This window comes from Enterobacter cloacae complex sp. SHL012 (assembly GCF_049237505.1).
Lineage (GTDB): Bacteria > Pseudomonadota > Gammaproteobacteria > Enterobacterales > Enterobacteriaceae > Enterobacter > Enterobacter kobei.
Map to the genome: position 1 here is coordinate 188268 of NZ_JBMKIZ010000003.1, position 20922 is coordinate 209189.

16 protein-coding genes are annotated in these 20922 nt (G+C 55.4%); 4 read left to right on the forward strand and 12 right to left on the reverse strand.

Going from position 1 to position 20922, the window contains the following annotated elements; genetic code table 11:
• Window positions 1-4: 4 nt before the first annotated feature.
• Window positions 5-1363 (reverse strand): siroheme synthase CysG, encoded by a 1359-nt coding sequence (gene cysG, locus ACOTY9_RS12080; RefSeq protein ID WP_421637367.1) that lies wholly within the window; start codon window positions 1361-1363, stop codon window positions 5-7.
• A gap of 237 nt (window positions 1364-1600) precedes the next feature.
• Here cysG and ACOTY9_RS12085 point away from each other — a divergent pair, with 237 nt between their 5' ends.
• Window positions 1601-2644, forward strand: coding sequence for an aminopeptidase (locus ACOTY9_RS12085; protein ID WP_348565880.1), 1044 nt, complete (start codon window positions 1601-1603; stop codon window positions 2642-2644).
• Window positions 2645-2715: 71 nt separating this feature from the next.
• Here the strand turns inward: ACOTY9_RS12085 and cysH are convergent, their stop codons facing one another.
• From cysH to cysJ, 3 genes are read right to left on the reverse strand one after another with little or no spacing between them, the layout of a single operon-like run.
• Complete coding sequence (gene cysH / locus ACOTY9_RS12090) at window positions 2716-3450, reverse strand: phosphoadenosine phosphosulfate reductase (protein ID WP_014885036.1); 735 nt, start codon at window positions 3448-3450, stop codon at window positions 2716-2718.
• Window positions 3451-3465: 15 nt separating this feature from the next.
• On the reverse strand, window positions 3466-5178 hold the full coding sequence (cysI, locus tag ACOTY9_RS12095; RefSeq protein ID WP_014885037.1) for an assimilatory sulfite reductase (NADPH) hemoprotein subunit: 1713 nt from the start codon (window positions 5176-5178) through the stop codon (window positions 3466-3468).
• A complete protein-coding gene (gene cysJ / locus ACOTY9_RS12100) occupies window positions 5178-6983 on the reverse strand; it encodes an NADPH-dependent assimilatory sulfite reductase flavoprotein subunit (protein ID WP_348565881.1) in 1806 nt (601 codons plus the stop codon). Before cysJ ends, cysI begins: the two co-directional genes overlap by 1 nt.
• 306 nt (window positions 6984-7289) lie before the next feature.
• Between cysJ and queD the strand changes: the two genes are divergently transcribed.
• A complete protein-coding gene (queD, locus tag ACOTY9_RS12105; protein ID WP_014885039.1) occupies window positions 7290-7652 on the forward strand; it encodes a 6-carboxytetrahydropterin synthase QueD in 363 nt (120 codons plus the stop codon).
• A gap of 30 nt (window positions 7653-7682) precedes the next feature.
• Here queD and queE read toward each other — a convergent pair whose 3' ends face one another.
• From queE to ACOTY9_RS12120, 3 genes are read right to left on the reverse strand one after another with little or no spacing between them, the layout of a single operon-like run.
• Window positions 7683-8354 carry a 7-carboxy-7-deazaguanine synthase QueE gene (gene queE, locus ACOTY9_RS12110; protein ID WP_014885040.1) on the reverse strand — a complete coding sequence of 224 codons (672 nt, stop codon included), beginning with the start codon at window positions 8352-8354 and terminating at the stop codon, window positions 7683-7685.
• A gap of 54 nt (window positions 8355-8408) precedes the next feature.
• Window positions 8409-9116, reverse strand: coding sequence for an N-acetylmannosamine-6-phosphate 2-epimerase (locus tag ACOTY9_RS12115; protein WP_087530238.1), 708 nt, complete (start codon window positions 9114-9116; stop codon window positions 8409-8411).
• Window positions 9116-10675, reverse strand: a complete 1560-nt coding sequence (locus ACOTY9_RS12120) for a maltose/glucose-specific PTS transporter subunit IIC (RefSeq protein WP_348565882.1) — start codon at window positions 10673-10675, stop codon at window positions 9116-9118. Before ACOTY9_RS12120 ends, ACOTY9_RS12115 begins: the two co-directional genes overlap by 1 nt.
• A 165-nt stretch (window positions 10676-10840) precedes the next feature.
• On the opposite strand from ACOTY9_RS12120, the gene ACOTY9_RS12125 reads away from it, so the two are divergent.
• Together ACOTY9_RS12125 and ACOTY9_RS12130 are read left to right on the forward strand one after the other, a co-directional pair.
• Complete coding sequence (locus tag ACOTY9_RS12125) at window positions 10841-11665, forward strand: MurR/RpiR family transcriptional regulator (protein WP_348565883.1); 825 nt, start codon at window positions 10841-10843, stop codon at window positions 11663-11665.
• 358 nt (window positions 11666-12023) lie between these two features.
• Window positions 12024-13133 carry an SDR family oxidoreductase gene (locus ACOTY9_RS12130; protein WP_023331198.1) on the forward strand — a complete coding sequence of 370 codons (1110 nt, stop codon included), beginning with the start codon at window positions 12024-12026 and terminating at the stop codon, window positions 13131-13133.
• 52 nt (window positions 13134-13185) lie between these two features.
• Here the strand turns inward: ACOTY9_RS12130 and eno are convergent, their stop codons facing one another.
• The 5 genes from eno to rlmD form a co-directional block, all read right to left on the reverse strand.
• On the reverse strand, window positions 13186-14484 hold the full coding sequence (eno, locus tag ACOTY9_RS12135) for a phosphopyruvate hydratase (protein WP_014885045.1): 1299 nt from the start codon (window positions 14482-14484) through the stop codon (window positions 13186-13188).
• 82 nt (window positions 14485-14566) lie between these two features.
• Complete coding sequence (gene pyrG / locus ACOTY9_RS12140) at window positions 14567-16204, reverse strand: glutamine hydrolyzing CTP synthase (RefSeq protein ID WP_014885046.1); 1638 nt, start codon at window positions 16202-16204, stop codon at window positions 14567-14569.
• 223 nt (window positions 16205-16427) lie between these two features.
• Entirely contained in the window at window positions 16428-17219 is a 792-nt protein-coding gene (gene mazG / locus ACOTY9_RS12145; RefSeq protein WP_014885047.1) for a nucleoside triphosphate pyrophosphohydrolase, read from the reverse strand.
• 66 nt (window positions 17220-17285) lie between these two features.
• The gene (relA, locus tag ACOTY9_RS12150) at window positions 17286-19517 is read right to left on the reverse strand and encodes a GTP diphosphokinase (RefSeq protein ID WP_014885048.1); all 2232 of its coding nucleotides are present in this window, start codon (window positions 19515-19517) and stop codon (window positions 17286-17288) included.
• A 51-nt stretch (window positions 19518-19568) separates the two neighbouring features.
• Complete coding sequence (rlmD, locus tag ACOTY9_RS12155) at window positions 19569-20867, reverse strand: 23S rRNA (uracil(1939)-C(5))-methyltransferase RlmD (protein ID WP_045269133.1); 1299 nt, start codon at window positions 20865-20867, stop codon at window positions 19569-19571.
• Between the last annotated feature and the right edge of the window lie 55 nt (window positions 20868-20922).

Below are 20922 nucleotides of genomic sequence, written 5' to 3' on the forward strand. Positions count from 1 at the left end.
TTCCTTAAGCCAGATTCACCACAGAGGAACCAAACCCCTCTGAGTCTGTAGTATGTTGAAACCAGGCGAGCGTACTGTGCAGCTGTACCACTTCCCCCACCACGATCAGGGCGGGCATCGGGGCATCTTTCGCCAGGTCTGCAAGTTCGAGTAATGTGCCGATAGCAACATGCTGATCGACGCGGGTGCCGCGAGAAATCACGGCAACGGGCGTCGCTGCCTCGCGACCGTGCTGAATCAGCTGTTCGCTGATGTCTGCGGCTTTCATCGTGCCCATGTATATCGCCAGCGTTTGCCGGCTCTGGGCGAGATGCGACCAGTCAAACGGCGTGCTGTCGGCCTTGTAGTGCCCGGTCACAAAAGTGACGCTCTGCGCATAATCGCGATGGGTCAGCGGAATACCGGCATAGGCCGTTACTGCTGATGCCGCCGTAATGCCAGGCACCACCTGGAACGGCACGCCCGCTTCGGCTGCCGCCTGCAACTCTTCTCCGCCGCGTCCGAAGATAAACGGATCGCCCCCTTTCAGACGCACCACGGTTTTGCCCGCTTTGGCGGCAGCAATCAGCATCTGATTGGTGTCGTGCTGCGGCACAGAGTGCTCGCCTGCCCGTTTGCCGACGCAGATCTGCTCCGCGTCGCGACGGATCAGCTCGCGCACGCCGTCGGTGACCAGATGGTCGTAGAACACCACGTCCGCGTCCTGCAGCACCTGAAGGCCACGCAGCGTCAGAAGCCCGGCATCGCCCGGCCCCGCGCCCACCAGAATGATCTCCCCGTTCGTACTGCCAGGGTTGTCCAGTTCGTCTTCGAGAATTTTCTGCGCCGCCGTCTCATCGCCGGCCTGCATCAGGCTGGCAAAGCGGCCGCGAAACACCCGCTCCCAGAAGCGACGACGTTCCGCCACGCTGGTCAGCCGGGTCTTCAGATGGTTACGCCAGTAGCTGGCTGTCTCCGCCATGCGCCCGAGGCTTGTCGGCAGCAGTGCTTCGATTTTTTCCCGCAGCACGCGCGCCAGCACCGGAGCAGTACCGCCGGAGGAGATCGCCACCAGAAGCGGCGAACGGTCAACGATCGACGGGAAGATAAACGAGCATAACGGCTGGTCGTCCACCACGTTCACCAGGCGGTAACGGGCCTGAGCGGCGTCGGAAACACGACGGTTCAGGTCGCGATCTTCGGTCGCCGCTATTACCAGCACTACGCTGTCGATTTGTGATTCGTCAAAATCCGCTTCTGCCACTACCCGCACCTGCGCCCCCGCACGTTGCAAAAACGCGATTTTGCGATCGGCAATTTCACCCGTGCCAACAACCAGCACCGGTTTCTCTTTAATCGCGGCAAATAAGGGCAGATAGTCCACAGGCAACAACTCACTAACAACGAGGAATAGAGGGACTATAGGGGGCGGCTTAGACCGAATGAAATTACGAATTGGAATGAGTAGTTACTCAATGGAATAACGATGTGAAAAAGTTAATATCAAAAAGTGCTTAACACCCGAATTTTCGGGCATTTAAGAGCAATTCAAATTGTGTATGGGCGATCACAGTTTCATACTAGGCCAGTTAAAATTTTGCTCTGTTTTTAAGGACTCACTATGTTTTCCGCAACGCGCCACTGTGTTGCTGCCCTGGCGCTAGGCGTTTGCTTTATTCTTCCGGCTCAGGCAAGAAATCAACCCTATGGTGAAATCGCCACTCAGCAGGCGCGGCATATTGCCACCGTTTTCCCTGGCCGGATGACCGGCTCACCTGCGGAAATGCTCTCCGCTGACTATATTCGCCAGCAATTTGCTGATATGGGTTACCAGAGCGATATCCGGTCGTTTCACAGCCGCTATATCTATACCTCGCGCAATAAAACACAAAACTGGCACAACGTGACCGGCAGTACGGTTATTGCAGCTCACGAAGGTCGCGCGGCGGAACAGATTATTATCATGGCGCATCTCGATACTTACGCACCGCTCAGCGATGCCGACACCGATAACAACCTCGGCGGGCTGACGCTGCAGGGCATTGACGATAACGCAGCGGGTCTTGGCGTGATGCTCGAACTGGCCGAGCGAATGAAGAACATTCCGACGCAATATGGCATTCGTTTCGTTGCCACCAGCGGTGAAGAGGAGGGTAAGCTCGGCGCTGAGAATCTCCTTAAACGCATGAGCGCTGAAGAGAAGAAAAATACGCTGCTGGTAATTAACCTCGATAACCTGATTGTCGGCGATAAACTGTATTTCAACAGCGGGCAGAGTACGCCGGGAAGCGTGCGTAAACTGACGCGTGACCGGGCGCTCGCCATTGCCCGCAGCCACGGGGTGTATGCCGCCAGCAACCCGGGCGGCAATCCAAATTATCCGCGAGGAACGGGCTGCTGCAACGACGGCGAAGTGTTCGATAAAGCGGGCATTCCGGTCCTGTACGTGGAAGCAACCAACTGGGCGCTGGGGAAAAAAGATGGCTACCAGCAACGGGGAAAATCGAAAGCCTTCCCGGACGGGACAAGCTGGCATAACGTGATGCTGGATAATCAGCAGCATATTGATAGCGCCCTGCCGCAGCGCATTGAACACCGCAGCCGGGACGTGGTGAAAGTGATGCTGCCGCTGGTGAAGGAGCTGGCGAAGGCGGGGAAAGGCTGAGGTTTTTAAGTATAGCGCGGCCTGATGCCCTCACCCCAACCCTCTCCCACAGGGAGAGGGCGGTTAAGGAATTACCCTTCGTGCAACCCGCACTCGCGCTTCAGCCCAAAGAATCGCGTCTCTTCTTCCGCCATTCCCGGTTCCCATTTGCGCGTGGTGTGGGTGTCTCCAACTGACAGGTAGCCCTGGTCCCACAGCGGATGGTACTTCAGCCCGTGTTTTTGCAGGTACTGGTACACCGTCCGGTTATCCCAGTCGATAATCGGCAGCACCTTAAAGACTCCGCGCTGGACCGCCAGCACCGGCAGCGTGGCACGACTGCCGGATTGCTCACGGCGCAACCCTGCAAACCACGTCTGCGCGTTAAGCTCTTTCAGCGCCCGGTTCATCGGCTCGACTTTGTTGATCTCATTGTATTTCTCAATGCCCTCAACGCCCTGCTCCCACAGCTTGCCGTAGCGTGCCTCCTGCCAGGCCGCGCTTTCCGTCGCGCGGTAGACTTTCAGGTTCAGCCTGAGCTTGTCCGTCAGCTCGTCAATAAACTGGTAGGTTTCCGGGAACAGGTAGCCGGTGTCGGTGAGGATCACCGGAATGTCCGGACGGATCTGATTCACCAGATGCAAACTCACGGCCGCCTGAATACCAAAACTCGACGAAAGTACATAGTCTCCCGGCAGGTTTTCCAGCGCCCAGGCCACGCGCCCTTCGGCATCGAGCTTTTCCAGTTGGGCGTTGGTTTCTGCCAGTGCCAGAATGCGTTCGACTTTTGGCAGTTCGTTAAGGGCGTTTAGATCGAGTACGGACATAATTACCTCTCGTGGTTACTCCCAGAAATCCCTTGCGGGATCGAGCACCGGGCGAATGATGCCCGCACGCACCGTAAAGTCGCCGAAGCCTTCACCCGCTTCGCGCTCTTTCGCCCAGCGCCCGACAAGCTCGTCGATGGAATCAAGGATTTCCGGCTCGGTGATGTTCTCGCGGAACATACGTGGAATACGTGTGCCGATACGGTTACCGCCCAGATGCAGGTTATAGCGACCCGGCGCTTTCCCCACCAGCCCCAGCTCGGCCAGCATCGCGCGACCGCAGCCGTTCGGGCAGCCGGTCACTCGCATAACAATATGCTCGTCCGGAATGCCGTGTTTTTCCAGAATCGCTTCCACTTTGTCAGTAAATGACGGCAGGAAACGTTCCGCTTCGGCCATCGCCAGCGGACAGGTCGGGAACGACACGCAGGCCATGGAGTTTTCACGCTGCGGTTTGACCGCATCCATCAACCCATGATCGCGCGCCAGCGTCTCGATCTTCGCCTTCTGGCTCTCCGGCACGCCGGCAATGATCAGGTTCTGGTTAGCGGTAATGCGGAACTCGCCTTTGTGGATCTTCGCAATCTCCAGCAGACCGGTTTTCAGCGGACGGCCCGGATAATCCAGAATTCGACCATTTTCGATAAACAGCGTCAGATGCCATTTATTGTCGATACCTTTCACCCAGCCAATACGATCGCCGCGACCGGTGAATTCGTAAGGACGGACTGGCTCAAATTTGATCCCCGCGCGACGCTCCACTTCCGCTTTGAACGTCTCCACTCCCACGCGCTCGAGGGTATATTTGGTTTTCGCGTTTTTACGGTCGGTACGGTTACCCCAGTCGCGCTGGGTCGTGACCACGGCTTCCGCCACCGCCAGCGTGTGCTCCAGCGGCAGGAAGCCAAACTCGCTCGCGGTGCGGGCGTAGGTTTTCTTGTTACCGTGCTCAATGGACAGGCCCCCGCCCACCAGCAGGTTAAAGCCGACCAGCTTGCCGTTTTCGGCAATCGCCACAAAGTTCATGTCGTTGGCGTGCAGGTCAATATCGTTCTGCGGCGGGATCACGACCGTGGTTTTGAACTTACGCGGCAGATAGGTCTGGCCGAGAATCGGTTCTTCATCGGTGGTCGCGACTTTCTCCTGATCGAGCCAAATCTCTGCATAGGCGCGGGTGCGCGGCAGCAGATGCTCAGAGATCTTCTTCGCCCACTCATACGCTTCGGCATGCAGCTCAGACTCGTACGGGTTCGACGTGCAAAGCACGTTACGGTTCATGTCGTTGGCGGTGGCCAGTGCGTCCAGCCCAACGGAGTGGAGCATCTGGTGCACCGGCTTCACGTTCTTCTTCAGAATACCGTGGAACTGGAAGGTCTGACGGTTGGTCAGGCGGATGCTGCCGTAGATCGTGTTTTCGCCAGCGAATTTATCAATCGCCTGCCACTGTTTGGTGGTGATGACCCCACCCGGCAGACGGCAGCGCAGCAGCATCGCATGACGCGGCTCCAGCTTCTGTTCGGCACGCTCAGCGCGAATATCGCGGTCGTCCTGCTGGTACATACCGTGGAAACGGATCAGCAGGAAGTTGTCACCTTTAAAACCGCCGGTGAGACCGTCATTCAAATCTTCAGCAATGGTGCCGCGCAGGTAGTTGCTTTCCAGCTTCATGCGCTCGGCGTCTGTCAGTTTACCTTCGACCACCAGTGGCCCTGGATGTTTTTCGCTCATTAGTAGACATCTCGCTGATAACGGCGCTCAACGCGCAGCTCACTTAAAAATTCATCCGCCGTTTCGGCATCCATACCGCCGAATTCGGCAATCACTTCCAGCAGTGCCTGCTCAACGTCTTTCGCCATGCGATTGGCGTCGCCGCAGACATAAATGTGGGCACCGTCATTGATCCAGCGCCACAGCTCTGCGCCCTGTTCGCGCAGTTTGTCTTGTACGTAGACTTTTTCTTTCTGGTCGCGGGACCAGGCCAGATCGATGCGGGTCAGCACGCCCTCTTTGACGTAACGCTGCCACTCAACCTGGTAGAGGAAATCTTCGGTAAAGTGCGGGTTGCCGAAGAACAGCCAGTTTTTGCCTGGCGCGTCGTCCGCCGCACGTTGTTGCATAAAGGCGCGAAACGGCGCAATACCGGTGCCTGGACCAATCATGATCACCGGGGTTTCCGGGTTTGCCGGCAGACGGAAGTTGTCGTTGTGCTCGATAAAGACGCGCACTTCGCCCTCTTCTTCCACGCGGTCCGCCAGGAAACTTGATGCCCCACCCGCACGGGCGCGGCCTTCGATGTCATAACGCACCACGCCCACGGTGATATGCACTTCGCTCTCCACCTCTGCCTGAGAAGAGGCGATGGAGTAGAGGCGCGGGGTCAATGGACGCAGCAGCCCGACCACTGCATCGGCATCCAGCTGCGCCGGAGAGAAACGCACCATATCGACAATCGGGGTCGTCGCGGCGTAATGCTGCAGTTTCGCTTTGTCGCCCACCAGCGGCAGCAGCGATTCACTGCGCGTTAAGGTGGCGTAATTTTCGACGATGTTCGGAGTGTTGACCGTCAGTTCGAAATGCCACTGCAGCGCATCAGAAAGCGACTGGGTTTTGCCGTCAACGGTGACAGGCTCATCACCTTTCAGCCACAGCAGCTCAACCAGCTCTTTCACCAGCGCCGGATCGTTCTGATACCAGACGCCCAGCGCATCGCCAGGCTGATAACGCAGGCCAGAGTCACCGAGATCGATTTCGATATGACGCACGTCTTTTTCCGAGTCGCGGCCAGTGATTTTCTGGTTCACCGACAGGCTTGCCGCCAGCGGTGCTTCTTTCGTGTAAGGGCTGGTATGGATATCGTTGACGACGCCCGCGGCGGTCAATGCGGCCTGCGCCGGCGTCTCTTTCGGCACGCGCGCTTTCAGCACCTCAACGATGCGCGCACGCCATTCGGCGGCGGCAGTCTGGTATTCCACATCCGCGTCGACGCGGTCCAGCAGGCGCTCTGCGCCGAGCTCCGCCAGCTTACTGTCGAAGTCTTTACCGGACTGACAGAAGAATTCATAGGAGGTATCGCCCAGACCAAACACGGCAAACGCCGTGCCATCCAGTTTTGGGGCTTTTTTCGAGAACAGAAACTTATGCAGCGCTACCGCTTCTTCAGCGGGTTCACCTTCGCCCTGGGTAGAGGCGACCACCACCAGCAGCTTTTCTGACGCGATTTGCTTAAATTTATAATCGCCGGCGTTGACCAGGTTCACGTTCAGTTTGGCGGCCAGCAGGTCGTCACGCAACGCTTCGGCCACGCGGCGGGCGTTGCCCGTCTGCGAGGCGGAAATCAGCGTAATAGCGGGAATTTCCACAGCCGTTGCCGGTGCGCCCGCGACAGCGCTAGGCTGCTGATTGAGCATTCCCCAGAAATAACCGGAGACCCAGGCAAGCTGAGTGGGAGAAAAATCAGAGGTGGCAGCCTGAAGGCGCGCCAGTTGCTCCGGGTTCAGGGGAAGCAAATTTGATGGTGGGGCCTGTGTTGTCATGCGTCGTTATGTTCCAGTAGCCAAGCGGACTTTAAGCGAATAAATCCAAACTGAAGATAAGGTTAACGGCGAGGATAATAACAATTAAAGAAGGGATGGAAATAATAAATAACCAAATGGACTAACCTGTTTTAGCTATCGTTCTTAGCGATAAAACAGGTTAACTAACTCATTGAAAATAAATAGTTAAAAACCAAAAAAACACCTTACCACCATGGCTGCGCCTTCAGAGCCGTTTTAGTTAATGCTAAAAATTGTGCTTTCCGGTACTATGCGGCGGTTTTTTCCGCATTACTGAGAGCGATCATGTCCACCACACTGTTTAAAGATTTCACCTTCGAAGCCGCCCACCACCTTCCGCATGTTCCTGAAGGGCATAAATGTGGCCGTCTGCACGGGCATTCGTTTATGGTGCGTCTTGAGATCACCGGTGAAGTTGATCCGCATACCGGTTGGATCATGGATTTTGCCGAACTGAAGGCCGCGTTTAAACCGACCTACGACCGTCTGGATCACTACTATCTGAATGAGATCCCGGGCCTTGAAAACCCGACCAGCGAAGTGCTGGCAAAATGGATTTGGGATCAGATGAAGCCGCTGGTACCACTGCTGAGCGCGGTGATGATCAAAGAGACCTGCACGGCAGGCTGCGTGTATCGCGGAGAGTAAAAAAATAGCCCGGCAAAACCGGGCTTTTTTTTAGGCTATATTCAGGTACTTGTGCGTCTGCATCGACAGGCGCCAGTTACGCGCGATGCAGGTTTCAATACACAGACGCGTCGCATCTTCTTTCTGGCTGATAGGCTGCAGGGCAATCACCCGCTGCTTTTCATCCGTCAGCGTCGCCAGCAGTTCGTCCAGCGCTTCGATATCGCGCACGCGCCCTACCGGGTGCTTAATCTCATCCGCGCGTTCCAGCGCCTGAGAGAGCACGTCATATCCGCCGCGCATATTCACTTTTGGCGAAACCGTCACCCAGGTAGAGTGAGAGCAGCGCACTTCGTGGGTGCCACTGGTTTCAATCTGGCAGCTGTAGCCGTTCTTTTCGAGCAGCTCGGTCAGCGGGGTCAGATCGTGGATACAGGGTTCACCGCCGGTGATCACCACATGGCGCGCCGTCCAGCCCTGACGACCAATAATCGCCAGCAGATCTTCTGAACTGCCCGCGCCCCACTTATCGCTCTCTTTGGTTTTCGCCAGAATGCTAAACAGCGACACTTCCCGATCTGCGAGCTTATCCCACGTATGTTTGGTATCACACCAGGCACAGCCAACCGGGCATCCCTGTAAACGAATAAAGATAGCGGGAACACCGGTAAAGTAACCCTCGCCTTGCAGGGTCTGGAACATCTCGTTAATCGGGTACTGCATAGTCATCTCAGTTAAGGGGATAAACGATAAGTATCGCAGATCCCCGCCGGATGGTCATGCTCCATCGGTGCTTTGCGCGCTAATCGCCGCCATAAACCGTTCGGTAATTTGCTGTGGACGGGTGATCGCGCCGCCGACGACGACCGTGTGCGCACCCAGCGCCAGGCACCGGGCCGCGCGTTCAGGCGTATCCACGTTCCCTTCGGCAACCACGGGAACCGTCACGGCAGCCAGCACGGCCTTCAGGAACGCGCAGTCGTTCTCCGGAAGCGAATGGCCTGCCGTTTCCGCCGTATAGCCGTAAAGCGTCGTGCCGACGCAGTCAAAGCCCAGCGCCTGCGCCGTCACGGCTTCGTCCACGGTGGAAATATCCGCCATCAGCAGTACCGAGGGGTAGCGCGAGCGGATGCGCATGACCAGCGTTTCCAGGGATTCCCCACCGGGACGCTCCCTGGCCGTGGCATCAAGGGCTATGATTTCCGGAGCGACGGCCATGAGCTCATCCACCTCTTTCATCGTGGCGGTGATAAACACTTCGCTTTCCGGGTAATCCCGTTTGATGATGCCGATGACAGGCAAAGAGACCTGCTGCTTAATGGCCTCGATATCCACCACGCTGTTGGCACGAATGGCAGCGGCCCCGCCCTGCGCCGCCGCCAGCGCCATCCGCGACATAATAAACGGGCTATGCAGCGGTTCATTCTCCAGCGCCTGACAGGAGACGACCAGTTTTCCCTTCAGGTTATCCAGTACAGTTTTCATTACGATAAAATCTCTTCCACTTCGTTTTTGATAATGGTGACGTGCGGGCCATAAATGACCTGAACCCCGTTACCGCGCACGATAACGCCGCGCGCGCCGGTCGCTTTCAGCGCCGCGTCATCCACCTTGCTGCCGTCTTTGACCGTGACGCGAAGGCGCGTGGCGCAGCAGTCCACCTCGTCCAGATTGTCTTTTCCACCTAATCCGGCGATCACCGCCGCAGCACGCTCGCTTTGCGGCAGACTCACTTCATCAACCATCGCCGTCTTTTCACGGCCCGGCGTGGCGAAATCAAAACGGTTAATCAGGTAGCGGAAGGTGAAGTAGTAAAGGAAGAACCACGGCACGCCGACCAGCGGAACGAACATCCAGTTGGTTTTGGCCTCCCCCTGCAAAATACCGAACAGGACGAAGTCGATAAAACCGCCGGAGAAGGTTTGCCCGATGGTGATATGCAGCATGTGTGCAAGCATGAACGCCAGCCCGTCAAACAGCGCATGGATGACGTAAAGCACCGGCGCAATAAACAGGAAGGAGAACTCGATGGGCTCGGTAATGCCCGTCAGGAAAGAGGTTAACGTCGCAGAGAGCAGCAGCCCGGCAACGCGCTTTTTGTTCTCGGGTTTTGCCGTGTGGTACATCGCCAGACACGCGCCGAGCAGGCCAAACATCATCGTAATAAAGCGCCCGGACATGAAGCGCGACGTGCCTTCATAAAACTGACGCGTCGTCGGGTCAGCCAGCTGGGCAAAGAAGATACGCTGCGTACCCTCCACCAGATGACCATTGACGATCTCGCTGCCGCCAAGGGCCGTGGTCCAGAACGGAAGATAGAAGATGTGGTGCAACCCGAACGGGCCCAGCATGCGTAAAATGAAGCCGTACAGCAGGGTGCCCAGATAACCAGTGGCGTCTACCAGCCCGCCCAGACCAAAGATCAGTTTCTGGAAATGCGGCCAGACCACGGTCATCAGCGCGCCGACGAGTATCGCCGCCAGCGAGCTGATAATCGGGACAAAGCGCGAGCCGCCAAAGAAGCCCAGGAACTGCGGAAGGGCAATTTTATTAAACCGGTGATGCAACGCGCAGGTCACGAGACCAATCACTACGCCGCCAAATACACCCGTTTCCAGCGTCTGAATCCCCAGCGTCATCCCCTGCCCCACGGCCCCCGGGTTTTCCTGCGCCAGTTTGCCGGTGAGGATCAGCAGCGCGTTGATGGTGGCGTTCATCACCAGAAACGCCAGTAACGCCGCCAGCCCTGCCGTGCCTTTATCACTTTTTGCCAGCCCAACGGCCACCCCAACCGCAAACAGCACCGAGAGGTTCGCAAATACGATGGAACCTGCACTGCTCATGATGGTGAAAACCGCCTGCAGCCAGCCCACATCTAAAAACGGATAGGCCGTTAGCGTATTGGGATTCGACAACGCGCCGCCTATCCCAAGCAGCAGACCCGCCGCAGGCAACACGGCGATGGGCAACATAAACGATTTGCCGAAGCGCTGCGCTTTTTCAAACCATCCCCCCGAAGAGGCTCCACTGAACATTTGCATCATTTTTTCATCCCCTCATTTATTGATGAAAATTTTTACCATATAAATATTTAATAGTGAAAATTATCATCAAAAACCAGGAGACCGATCATACTTTTTCAAAATGACTGGCATCTTTCCCCTGCTTTCCGTCACACTAGTCACAGAGAAACGCATTAAGGACCTGGCATGTCGGACCATGAAAATCTGCTGCTGAAGCTCCGCCAGGAGGCTTCCGGGTACAGCCCAACACAACAAAAACTCGGCGAGTTTGTCCTCAGCGATCCCGCCCGAGTGCTCTACCTGACGATCACGGAACTGGCGCGCGAGAGTCACACCAGCGAGGCCAGCGTGACGCGTCTTTGCCGGACGCTGGGCTGCAAGGGCTATAACGAATTCAAAATGGCGCTGGCGCTGGATATTCAGCAGGGCCAGCCCGCGCGAGAGGCCGGGGATGAAATTGATAACGTGGTGGATGAGTCAATCCTGGCTCTGCAGGATACCGCCAGGCTCCTGGACCGGGCGCTGCTTGAAAAAGCCGCACTGGCACTGCATCAGGCGCAATCCGTGCAGATCTATGGCGTCGCGGCCAGCGCAATCCTCGGTGAGTATCTGCATTACAAGTTATTAAGGCTGGGTAAACCCGCACAGTTATTTAGCGACATGCACCGCGCAGCCATGAATGCGGCAACGCTCTCGGCTGAAACGCTGGTCGTGGCTATCTCCAGTTCCGGTTCTACGCGGGATTTACTTCATGTGGTGAAACTGGCCCGCAAGCGCGGCGTAAAGGTTCTGGCGCTCAGCAACACGCCACGTAGCCCGCTGGCTTCCCTGAGTGATATGCAACTGGTAGCCGCCAAGCCAGAAGGCCCGCTTAGCGCTGGCGCGCTCAATGCAAAGGTGGGTGTCATGCTGCTGGTCGAATTGCTGACCACCTCTCTTATTGCGCTGGACAACCATTACGCGGATGTTAGCCAGCAAACAGCCAGCGCTACGCTTCCTTTGCTGCTCTGAAAATATTACGCAGGCTACATAAACTAGCCTGCTTTTTACGTTACTCAATTTCCCTTAAGCAAAATTTAATTTATTTTCCAGATAAATGTTTGGTGTAACAAAATATTTTATTTATTACATTTTCAATGCTGTAACCACCCTAACCCTGAATCATAAAAATACATACAAATCATAAAGTTGAAATATAATTATTTATAAATTGAATTTTTCACCTTTCCGCAATGTCCAATATCTCCACCTGATTTCCTTTCCTTAAAATAAGCTTAAGACGCAGCCTGTTTCGGCGATTTATTATTTAAATGCCGTTTACTTTTGCGCGCCTACAATCCGCCTCATCAATCATAATGAGACGGTATTAATGAAGATGTTATTGATTACAGGCGTGACCGGTTTCCTGGGCGGTGCAGTACTTGAAAAAATCCTGACGAGCGATCAATCCGTGAAACTCCTTTTGCTTGCCCGCGCCGGCGATCCGCAAAGCGGGCTGGAGCGCGTGCAGGAGAACATGCGTAAGTTCAACGTTTCTGAGGAGAAACTGGCTTCCCTGAGCGTGGAGAATATTCTCATTGGCGACCTCAGCCAGCCGGAGGCCTTTCTGAACGATCCGCGACTGAACCAGGTCACGCATGTGGTTAACTGCGCAGCTGTCGCCTCATTTGGAAACAACCCGCTTATCTGGAAGGTAAACGTCGACGGTACCCTTGCGCTGGCACGCCGCATGGAACAGGTCACTGGACTGCAGCGTTTTCTGCACGTAGGCACCGCAATGTCATGCACCCCGGAGCAGGATTCACTGGTCGCGGAAAGTGCTGAATTTAGAGAAAATGCTGAACATCTGGTGGAATACACTTATTCGAAGTCAACCATTGAAAAGCTGATGCGTCAGGAGTGCCCGGACCTGCCGCTGCTTATCGCCCGCCCCTCCATCGTCGTCGGCCATACCCGTCACGGCTGCACGCCGTCGAGCAGCATCTTCTGGGTCTTCAGTATGGGCCTGATGCTGCAAAAGTTTATGTGTTCAATGGAAGACCGGATCGACGTAGTGCCGGTGGATTATTGCGCCGACGCGCTGTTAATGCTGCTCGGCAGCAACGCTCGTCCGGGTGAGGTGGTGCATATTTCTGCCGGGGAAGAAAACAGCGTTCGCTTTGCAGACATCGATCAGGCGATGGCGCAGGCGCTGGAGAAAGCGCCCGTCGGTGATAAATATGCGCAGGTCAGCTACGAAACGCTGGTCAGAATGCGCCGCGAGCTGAAAACGATTTTTGGTCCATGCAACGAACGCCTGATGCTGAGAGCGATGCGCTTATACGGCGCCTTTGCCACGCTGAACGTGCGCTTCAGCAACGATAAGCTGCTCAGCATGGGAATGCCGAAACCCCCGCGTTTTACGGATTATATCGCCCGCTGCGTCCAGACCACCCGGGGATTGACCATCCCGGAGCAAATGGCGGTCGATTTTAAATAGCCAAAAAAAATGCCAGTCTTTCGACTGGCATTTTCATTTAAGGCTTAAGCAATTATGCCTGGCCTTTGATCTCTTTACGACCGTTGTATGGTGCTTTTTCACCCAGCGCTTCTTCGATACGAATCAGCTGGTTGTATTTAGCAACACGGTCAGAACGGCTCATAGAACCGGTTTTGATCTGGCCTGCAGCGGTACCCACTGCCAGGTCAGCAATGGTTGCATCTTCAGTTTCACCAGAACGGTGAGAGATGACAGCGGTGTAGCCAGCGTCTTTCGCCATTTTGATCGCGGCCAGGGTTTCGGTCAGAGAACCGATCTGGTTGAATTTGATCAGGATGGAGTTAACGATGCCTTTCTCGATGCCTTCTTTCAGGATCTTGGTGTTGGTTACGAACAGATCGTCACCAACCAGCTGGATTTTGTCGCCCAGTACTTTGGTCTGGTATGCGAAACCATCCCAGTCAGACTCGTCCAGACCGTCTTCGATAGAGACGATTGGGTACTGTTTGGTCAGGTCTTCCAGGAAGTGAGTGAACTCTTCGGAGGTGAACGCTTTGTTGCCTTCGCCAGCCAGAACGTATTTACCGTCTTTGTAGAATTCAGATGCTGCACAGTCCATCGCCAGGGTGATGTCTTTGCCCAGCTCGTAGCCAGCAGCTTTTACTGCTTCTGCGATAACAGCCAGAGCTTCTGCGTTAGAACCCAGGTTTGGCGCATAGCCACCTTCGTCACCTACAGCCGTGTTCATACCTTTAGCTTTCAGAACTTTAGCCAGGTTGTGGAACACTTCAGAACCCATACGTACCGCTTCTTTCAGGGATTTCGCGCCAACTGGCTGAATCATGAATTCCTGAATATCAACGTTGTTGTCTGCGTGCTCACCACCGTTGATGATGTTCATCATTGGTACAGGCATGGAGTATTTGCCTGGGGTGCCGTTCAGTTCAGCGATGTGCTCGAACAGTGGCATACCTTTAGCAGCCGCTGCTGCTTTGGCGTTCGCCAGGGAAACCGCCAGGATTGCGTTCGCACCGAAGTTAGATTTGTTTTCAGTACCGTCCAGATCGATCATGATCTTGTCGATGCCAGCCTGGTCTTTAGCGTCTTTGCCAATGATGGCCTGAGCAATAGGACCGTTTACAGCGCCAACCGCTTTCAGTACGCCTTTGCCCATGAAACGGGATTTGTCGCCATCGCGCAGTTCCAGCGCTTCGCGGGAACCCGTAGAAGCACCTGATGGAGCAGCTGCCATACCGACGAAACCACCTTCCAGATGAACTTCAGCTTCAACGGTCGGGTTACCACGGGAGTCGATGATTTCACGACCGATGACTTTAACGATTTTGGACATTAGATTTTCCTCAGTACAAGTTAAACTAAAACTCCAGACAAACAACGCGTACCAAAGGTACGCGTTGCCGTTCTAACTTTTTTTACTTCGCCTGACGCTTCTGGTACTCGCTGGCGGCTTTCACGAAGCCTGCAAACAGCGGATGCCCGTCACGCGGCGTTGAAGTAAATTCCGGGTGGAACTGGCAGGCAACAAACCATGGATGGTTTGGCACTTCAATGATCTCGACTAACTGATCATCCCCGGAGCGGCCCGCAACACGCAGGCCCGCAGCTTCAATTTGTTTCAACAGCATGTTGTTGACTTCATAGCGGTGACGATGGCGCTCGGTGATGACCGATTCGCCATACAGCTTGCGAACCACGCTATCGTCGGACAGCTGGCAGGCCTGTGCGCCAAGACGCATTGTGCCACCCAGATCGCTCTTCTCGGTACGGACTTCGACGTTACCGTCTTCGTCGCGCCATTCCGTAATCAGCGCCACTACAGGGTACTTACAGTCTGGCACAAATTCCGTAGAGTTCGCGTTTTCCATTCCCGCTACGTTGCGCGCAAATTCGATCAGCGCAACCTGCATACCCAGGCAGATGCCGAGGTAAGGAATATTGTTTTCACGCGCATAGCGTGCAGTGGCGATCTTGCCTTCAACACCGCGGTAGCCAAAGCCGCCAGGGATGAGAATCGCATCCAGATCTTTCAGAATTTCCACGCCACGCGTTTCAACATCCTGCGAATCAATCAGCTTGATGTTCACGGAGACGCGGTTCTTCAGACCACCGTGTTTCAGCGCTTCGATAACTGACTTATAGGCATCCGGCAGTTCAATGTACTTGCCGACCATACCGATAGTCACTTCGCCCGCCGGATTGGCTTCTTCATAGATAACCTGTTCCCATTCAGACAGGTTAGCTTCCGGACAGTTCAAGCTGAATCGTTTACAAATATAATCGTCCAGGCCCTGCGATTTCAACAGGCCCGGGATTTTATAAATGGAATCGACATCTTTCATTGAAATAACGGCTTTTTCAGGCACGTTACAGAACAATGCAATTTTCGCACGTTCGTTCGCCGGGATAGCGCGATCGGAACGGCAAACCAGGATGTCAGGCTGAATACCGATGGAGAGCAGCTCTTTAACAGAGTGCTGAGTCGGTTTGGTTTTCACTTCACCTGCAGCCGCCATGTAAGGCACCAGCGTCAGGTGCATGAACAGCGCATGCTCACGACCAATATCTACCGCCAGCTGACGAATCGCTTCGAGGAACGGCAGGGATTCGATATCCCCTACGGTACCGCCGATTTCAACCAGCACAACGTCATGCCCTTCGCCACCGGCAAGGACACGCTCTTTGATGGCGTTAGTGATGTGTGGGATAACCTGAACGGTCGCGCCCAGGTAGTCACCGCGGCGCTCTTTACGCAGAACGTCGGAGTAGATGCGGCCAGTCGTAAAGTTGTTACGACGGGTCATTTTGGTACGAATGAAACGCTCGTAGTGGCCAAGATCCAGATCGGTTTCAGCGCCGTCTTCAGTAACGAACACTTCCCCGTGTTGGGTTGGGCTCATGGTGCCAGGATCGACGTTGATGTACGGATCCAGTTTCATCATGGTCACATTGAGGCCACGGGCTTCAAGAATGGCTGCGAGGGAGGCTGCGGCAATGCCTTTACCCAGAGAGGATACGACCCCGCCGGTCACAAAAATATAGTTCGTTGTCATGCTGAACCTGAGAAGTTAGGGTGAAACGATGGAATAACCAGGACGGGAAAGTAGTATACCCGAACACGGCGAGCGCCACAAACTTTCATTCTCCGTCTCCATTCCAGGCCATGACAAACATAAGGAGTGAGAAAATAGCCCCTTTTGGGTAAATGTTTTTGACGCAAATCAAGCGCTTGTCATTTAAAAAATCACACAAATTGCGCTTGATCGCAAAATTCCGTTAGAGATCAGATTCCTGGCGTTTTACTTCCTGCCAGACTTCTTCCATCGCCTGGAGGTCAATTCCGGTCATTTCCAGGCCGCGCGAGGCGACAATCCGCTCCACTTCACGAAAACGACGTTCGAATTTCAGATTGGCTTTTTGCAATGCGGTTTCCGCTTTTACACCTAAATGGCGCGAAAGGTTGACGGTCGCAAACAACAGATCGCCCATCTCTTCCTCAAGCTTTGCTTCATCCACCACCGCCTGCTGTGCTTCGTGCATAACCTCGTCGATCTCTTCATGCACTTTATCCAGCACCGGCCCCAGAGAGTCCCAGTCAAAACCGACGGCGGAACAACGCTTTTGAATTTTATGCGCGCGCATCAGCGCAGGCAGACTCAGAGGAATATCGTCCAGCGCCGAATGCTGGGATTTTTCAGCACGCTCGGCGCTTTTTATCTGCTCCCAGCGGGCCAGTACTTCCGCGCTGTTGCCTGCGGTGGCATCGCCAAAGATATGCGGGTGACGGCGCTCAAGCTTGTCGCTGATAGCGGCGCAGATATCATCAAAGTTAAAGCGCCCTTCTTCCTGCGCCATCTGGGCGTAGAACACCACCTGGAACAGCAGGTCGCCGAGTTCACCACGCAGGTCGTCAAAATCCTCGCGAGAAATGGCGTCCAGCACCTCGTAGGTCTCTTCAAGCGTGTACGGGGCGATGGTGGAGAAAGTCTGCTCTTTGTCCCACGGGCAGCCGTTTTCCGGATCGCGCAGGCGTTTCATGATGCCGAGCAGGCGGTCGATTTGAGTCATAGTGTTTTCCATTAAAAAACAAGCCGGGTGGCGGCAAAGCCTTACCCGGCCTACAGAAGAGTGTATTTACCCGCCGTGCAGACGACGCGCGTCAATCACATCCGGCACCTGGTTCAGTTTGCCGAGCACGCGACCCAGCACCTGCAGGTTGTAGATTTCGATGGTCATGTCGATGGTGGCAAGCTGCTCGCGGGTATCGCTGCGGCTGGCAACACCCAGCACGTTGACCTTCTCGTTGGCGAGAATGGTGGTGATATCGCGCAGCAGGCCGCTGCGGTCATTGGCGGTAACACGCACCACCAGCGAGTACCCGGCGGAGTAGCTCTCCCCCCAGACCGCTTCCACGATGCGCTCCGGCGCATGGGACTGCAGCTCGGCAAGCTGGTCACAGTCGGAACGGTGGATCGAGATCCCGCGCCCCTGGGTGATAAAGCCGACGATGTCGTCGCCCGGAATTGGCTGACAGCAGCGGGCAATGTGGTGCATCAGATTGCCCACTCCCTCGACCACTACGCGGCCATTATCTTTACTGCGCTGCTGCGGGGCGTAGGTTTTCTGCTGCAGCTGCTTCAGCGCCGCCGCGTCCTGCTCTTCCGCGCTTGGCTTATTGAACTGCGCCTGCAGGAAGTTAACCATCTGATTGAGACGAATATCGCCGCCGCCAATTGCCGCTAACAGTTCGTCAAGCTCGTTGAAGTTGTAGCGCGGCAGCAGGAATTTCTCGGCCTCTTTCAGGCTGATCCCGATATGTTCCAGTTCGTCGTCAAGGATCTGACGACCGGCAAGGATATTTTTGTCTCGATCCTGCTTGCGGAACCAGGCGTGAATTTTTGAGCGTCCGCGGCTGGTGGTGACGTACCCCAGGTTCGGATTAAGCCAGTCCCGGCTCGGGTTAGGCTGCTTCTGGGTGATGATTTCAATCTGATCGCCCATCTGCAACTGGTAAGTGAACGGGACGATGCGCCCGCCGATTTTCGCCCCGATACAGCGGTGCCCCACGTCACTGTGGATGTGGTAGGCAAAATCAAGCGGCGTTGAACCGGCTGGCAGGTCGACCACATCCCCTTTCGGGGTAAAGACGTAGACCCGGTCATCAAAGACCTGGCTGCGGACTTCGTCGAGCATTTCGCCCGAGTCGGCCATCTCTTCCTGCCACGCAATCAGCTTGCGCAGCCAGGCGATGCGATCCTCGTGACCAGAACGCGCCCCGCCCGACGTTCCCTCTTTGTATTTCCAGTGCGCGGCAACGCCCAGCTCGGCATCTTCGTGCATCTGTTTGGTGCGGATCTGAATTTCGACCGTTTTGCCGCCAGGGCCAAGCACCACGGTGTGAATGGACTGATAACCGTTAGGTTTAGGGTTAGCCACATAGTCATCAAACTCATCCGGCAGATGGCGGAAGTGAGTGTGGACGATCCCCAGCGCGGCGTAGCAGTCCTGCAGACGTTCCGCCACGATACGCACGGCACGCACGTCAAACAGCTCGTCAAAGGCGAGGTGTTTCTTCTGCATTTTGCGCCAGATGCTGTAGATGTGCTTAGGTCGCCCGTAGACTTCGGCGCGCACGTTCTCTTCTTTCATCGCCTGGCGCAAGCCGCCGACGAACTCCTCGATATAGTGCTCGCGGTCGATGCGGCGTTCATGCAGAAGTTTGGCAATGCGCTTATATTCCGCCGGGTGCAGATAACGGAAGCAGTAATCTTCCAGCTCCCATTTGAGCTGACCGATACCTAGCCGGTTCGCCAGCGGCGCATAGATGTTTGTACACTCTTTGGCGGCCAGCACGCGCTCGTCTTCCGGCGCATCCTTCACCTCACGCAGGTGGGCAATACGCTCGGCCAGTTTGATGACCACACAGCGGAAATCATCCACCATGGCCAGCAGCATCCGGCGGACGTTATCGACCTGCTCAGAGGAGACGGAATCGGTGTGCGCGGCTTTAAGCTGGCGGATAGCCGCCATATCGCGCACGCCGTGGATCAGCGCGACGACGGATTTTCCGACGCTCTCACGCAGCACGTCTTCCGTCACGACGTTCGCATCGGCGAGAGGAAACAGCAGCGCGGCCTGCAGCGTTTCAATATCCATGTTCAGCATGGATAAGATTTCAACCATCTCCACGCCGCGCCACAAGAGGAGATCGGCATCCGGATGACCCTGTGTGGTGCGAAGACAGTAGGCCCAGGTTTCGGTTAAGCGTTCACACGACTGCTGGCTGGAAATTCCCAGACTTGCGATCCATTTTTGTGGGTCAAACTCCCCAGCTTTATTGAGATGTGCACTTCTTACCGCAACCATTGTCCTCTCCTTTAGGGACCAGGGCCTGTCGAAGTCGACAAGCCAAACAAATTAGATGTGCTCGAACAACACCATCGATTCCAGATGCCCAGTGTGCGGGAACATGTCCAGCATTGCCAGACGCTGAATTTGGTAACCCGCGCTGATTAATGCCTCACTGTCACGGGCAAGCGTTGCCGGGTTACAGGAAACATAGACCACACGCTTCGGGGCAAGTTTAATCACATGCGCCATGACGCCCGGGGCACCGGCGCGCGCCGGGTCGAGCAGGATTTTGTCAAATCCCTGCTGTGCCCACGGCTGTTGCGTCACATCTTCCTCAAGATTTTGATGAAAGAATGTCACATTTTGCAAGCCGTTCTGTTGTGCGTTCTCCTGCCCTTTAGCCACCAGCGCTTCAACGCCTTCCACGCCAACGACGCTTGCTGCTTTTCGCGCCAGCGGCAGCGTGAAGTTGCCCATGCCGCAGAACAGATCGAGCACCCGATCGGTGGGCTGTATATCAAGCCACGCCAGCGCTTTCTCAACCATCTGCTGGTTTACGCCATCATTTACCTGAATGAAATCCCGCGGGCTAAACGTTAAGCGTAGCCCGTTTGACGCATACCAGGGCGCATCACCGGTAACCTGTTCAAGTATCTCGCTTTGTGGAGCAAGGAAAAGCGCCAGGTCGTGGGAATGCGAAAAGCGTTCCAGTTTTTCGCGATCTTTTTTCGATAATGGCGCGGTGTGGCGCAACACCATCAGCGGGCCATTATTGGCCATGACCAGTTCGACATGCCCAAGATGGCGAACGCCGTCCAGTCCTGAGAGGCAAGTGCGCACGTGCGGAAGCAATGCCTCAAGATGGGGCACCAAAACAGGGCACTGCTTCACATCAACAATATCGCTGGAGGCCGCTTTGCGAAAACCCATCTCCAGCCGCGCCGTTTTGGGCTGATAGCTCAGACTCAGACGCGCGCGGCGACGGTAGCCCCAGGGCTCATCGGCAATAACTTCGTTCACGTCGTGCTTCAGCAGACGCGCCAGGGCGCGGCTTTTGCTTTTTTGCTGTAATTCTGTGCTCGCATGCTGTTGCTGGCAGCCTCCGCAAACGCCAAAATGCGGACAGCGTGGCGCAACGCGCGCCGGGCTATCGTTGAGGCGACGCTTCACCTGTCCGCGCGCGTACTGGCGTTTGTCCTCCGTCAGCGTAATTTCTGCTCGTTCTGTTGGCAGCAAACCTGTTATAAACAGAGTCTTACCATTGTGATGAGCCACTCCCTGACCAAACGGGTCAAGGTCTGTGGCTTCAACAGTAATGATTTGACGCGTCGTCACGCGTCGTTTTGCAGAGTAGAATTGCGCCATCGCCGAGATTTTTCTCACATAAACATAATTATCTTAATTGTCCCATAACGGAACG

Coding starts and splice junctions, on each gene's coding strand:
- ACOTY9_RS12085 (WP_348565880.1), top strand. CDS start 1,601: ATGTTTTCCGCAACGCGCCACTGTGTTGCTGCCCTGGCGCTAGGCGTT.
- cysJ (WP_348565881.1), bottom strand. CDS start 6,983: ATGACAACACAGGCCCCACCATCAAATTTGCTTCCCCTGAACCCGGAG.
- queE (WP_014885040.1), bottom strand. CDS start 8,354: ATGCAGTACCCGATTAACGAGATGTTCCAGACCCTGCAAGGCGAGGGT.
- ACOTY9_RS12130 (WP_023331198.1), top strand. CDS start 12,024: ATGAAGATGTTATTGATTACAGGCGTGACCGGTTTCCTGGGCGGTGCA.
- queD (WP_014885039.1), top strand. CDS start 7,290: ATGTCCACCACACTGTTTAAAGATTTCACCTTCGAAGCCGCCCACCAC.
- cysH (WP_014885036.1), bottom strand. CDS start 3,450: ATGTCCGTACTCGATCTAAACGCCCTTAACGAACTGCCAAAAGTCGAA.
- rlmD (WP_045269133.1), bottom strand. CDS start 20,867: ATGGCGCAATTCTACTCTGCAAAACGACGCGTGACGACGCGTCAAATC.
- ACOTY9_RS12120 (WP_348565882.1), bottom strand. CDS start 10,675: ATGATGCAAATGTTCAGTGGAGCCTCTTCGGGGGGATGGTTTGAAAAA.
- cysI (WP_014885037.1), bottom strand. CDS start 5,178: ATGAGCGAAAAACATCCAGGGCCACTGGTGGTCGAAGGTAAACTGACA.
- pyrG (WP_014885046.1), bottom strand. CDS start 16,204: ATGACAACGAACTATATTTTTGTGACCGGCGGGGTCGTATCCTCTCTG.
- eno (WP_014885045.1), bottom strand. CDS start 14,484: ATGTCCAAAATCGTTAAAGTCATCGGTCGTGAAATCATCGACTCCCGT.
- relA (WP_014885048.1), bottom strand. CDS start 19,517: ATGGTTGCGGTAAGAAGTGCACATCTCAATAAAGCTGGGGAGTTTGAC.
- mazG (WP_014885047.1), bottom strand. CDS start 17,219: ATGACTCAAATCGACCGCCTGCTCGGCATCATGAAACGCCTGCGCGAT.
- ACOTY9_RS12115 (WP_087530238.1), bottom strand. CDS start 9,116: ATGAAAACTGTACTGGATAACCTGAAGGGAAAACTGGTCGTCTCCTGT.
- ACOTY9_RS12125 (WP_348565883.1), top strand. CDS start 10,841: ATGTCGGACCATGAAAATCTGCTGCTGAAGCTCCGCCAGGAGGCTTCC.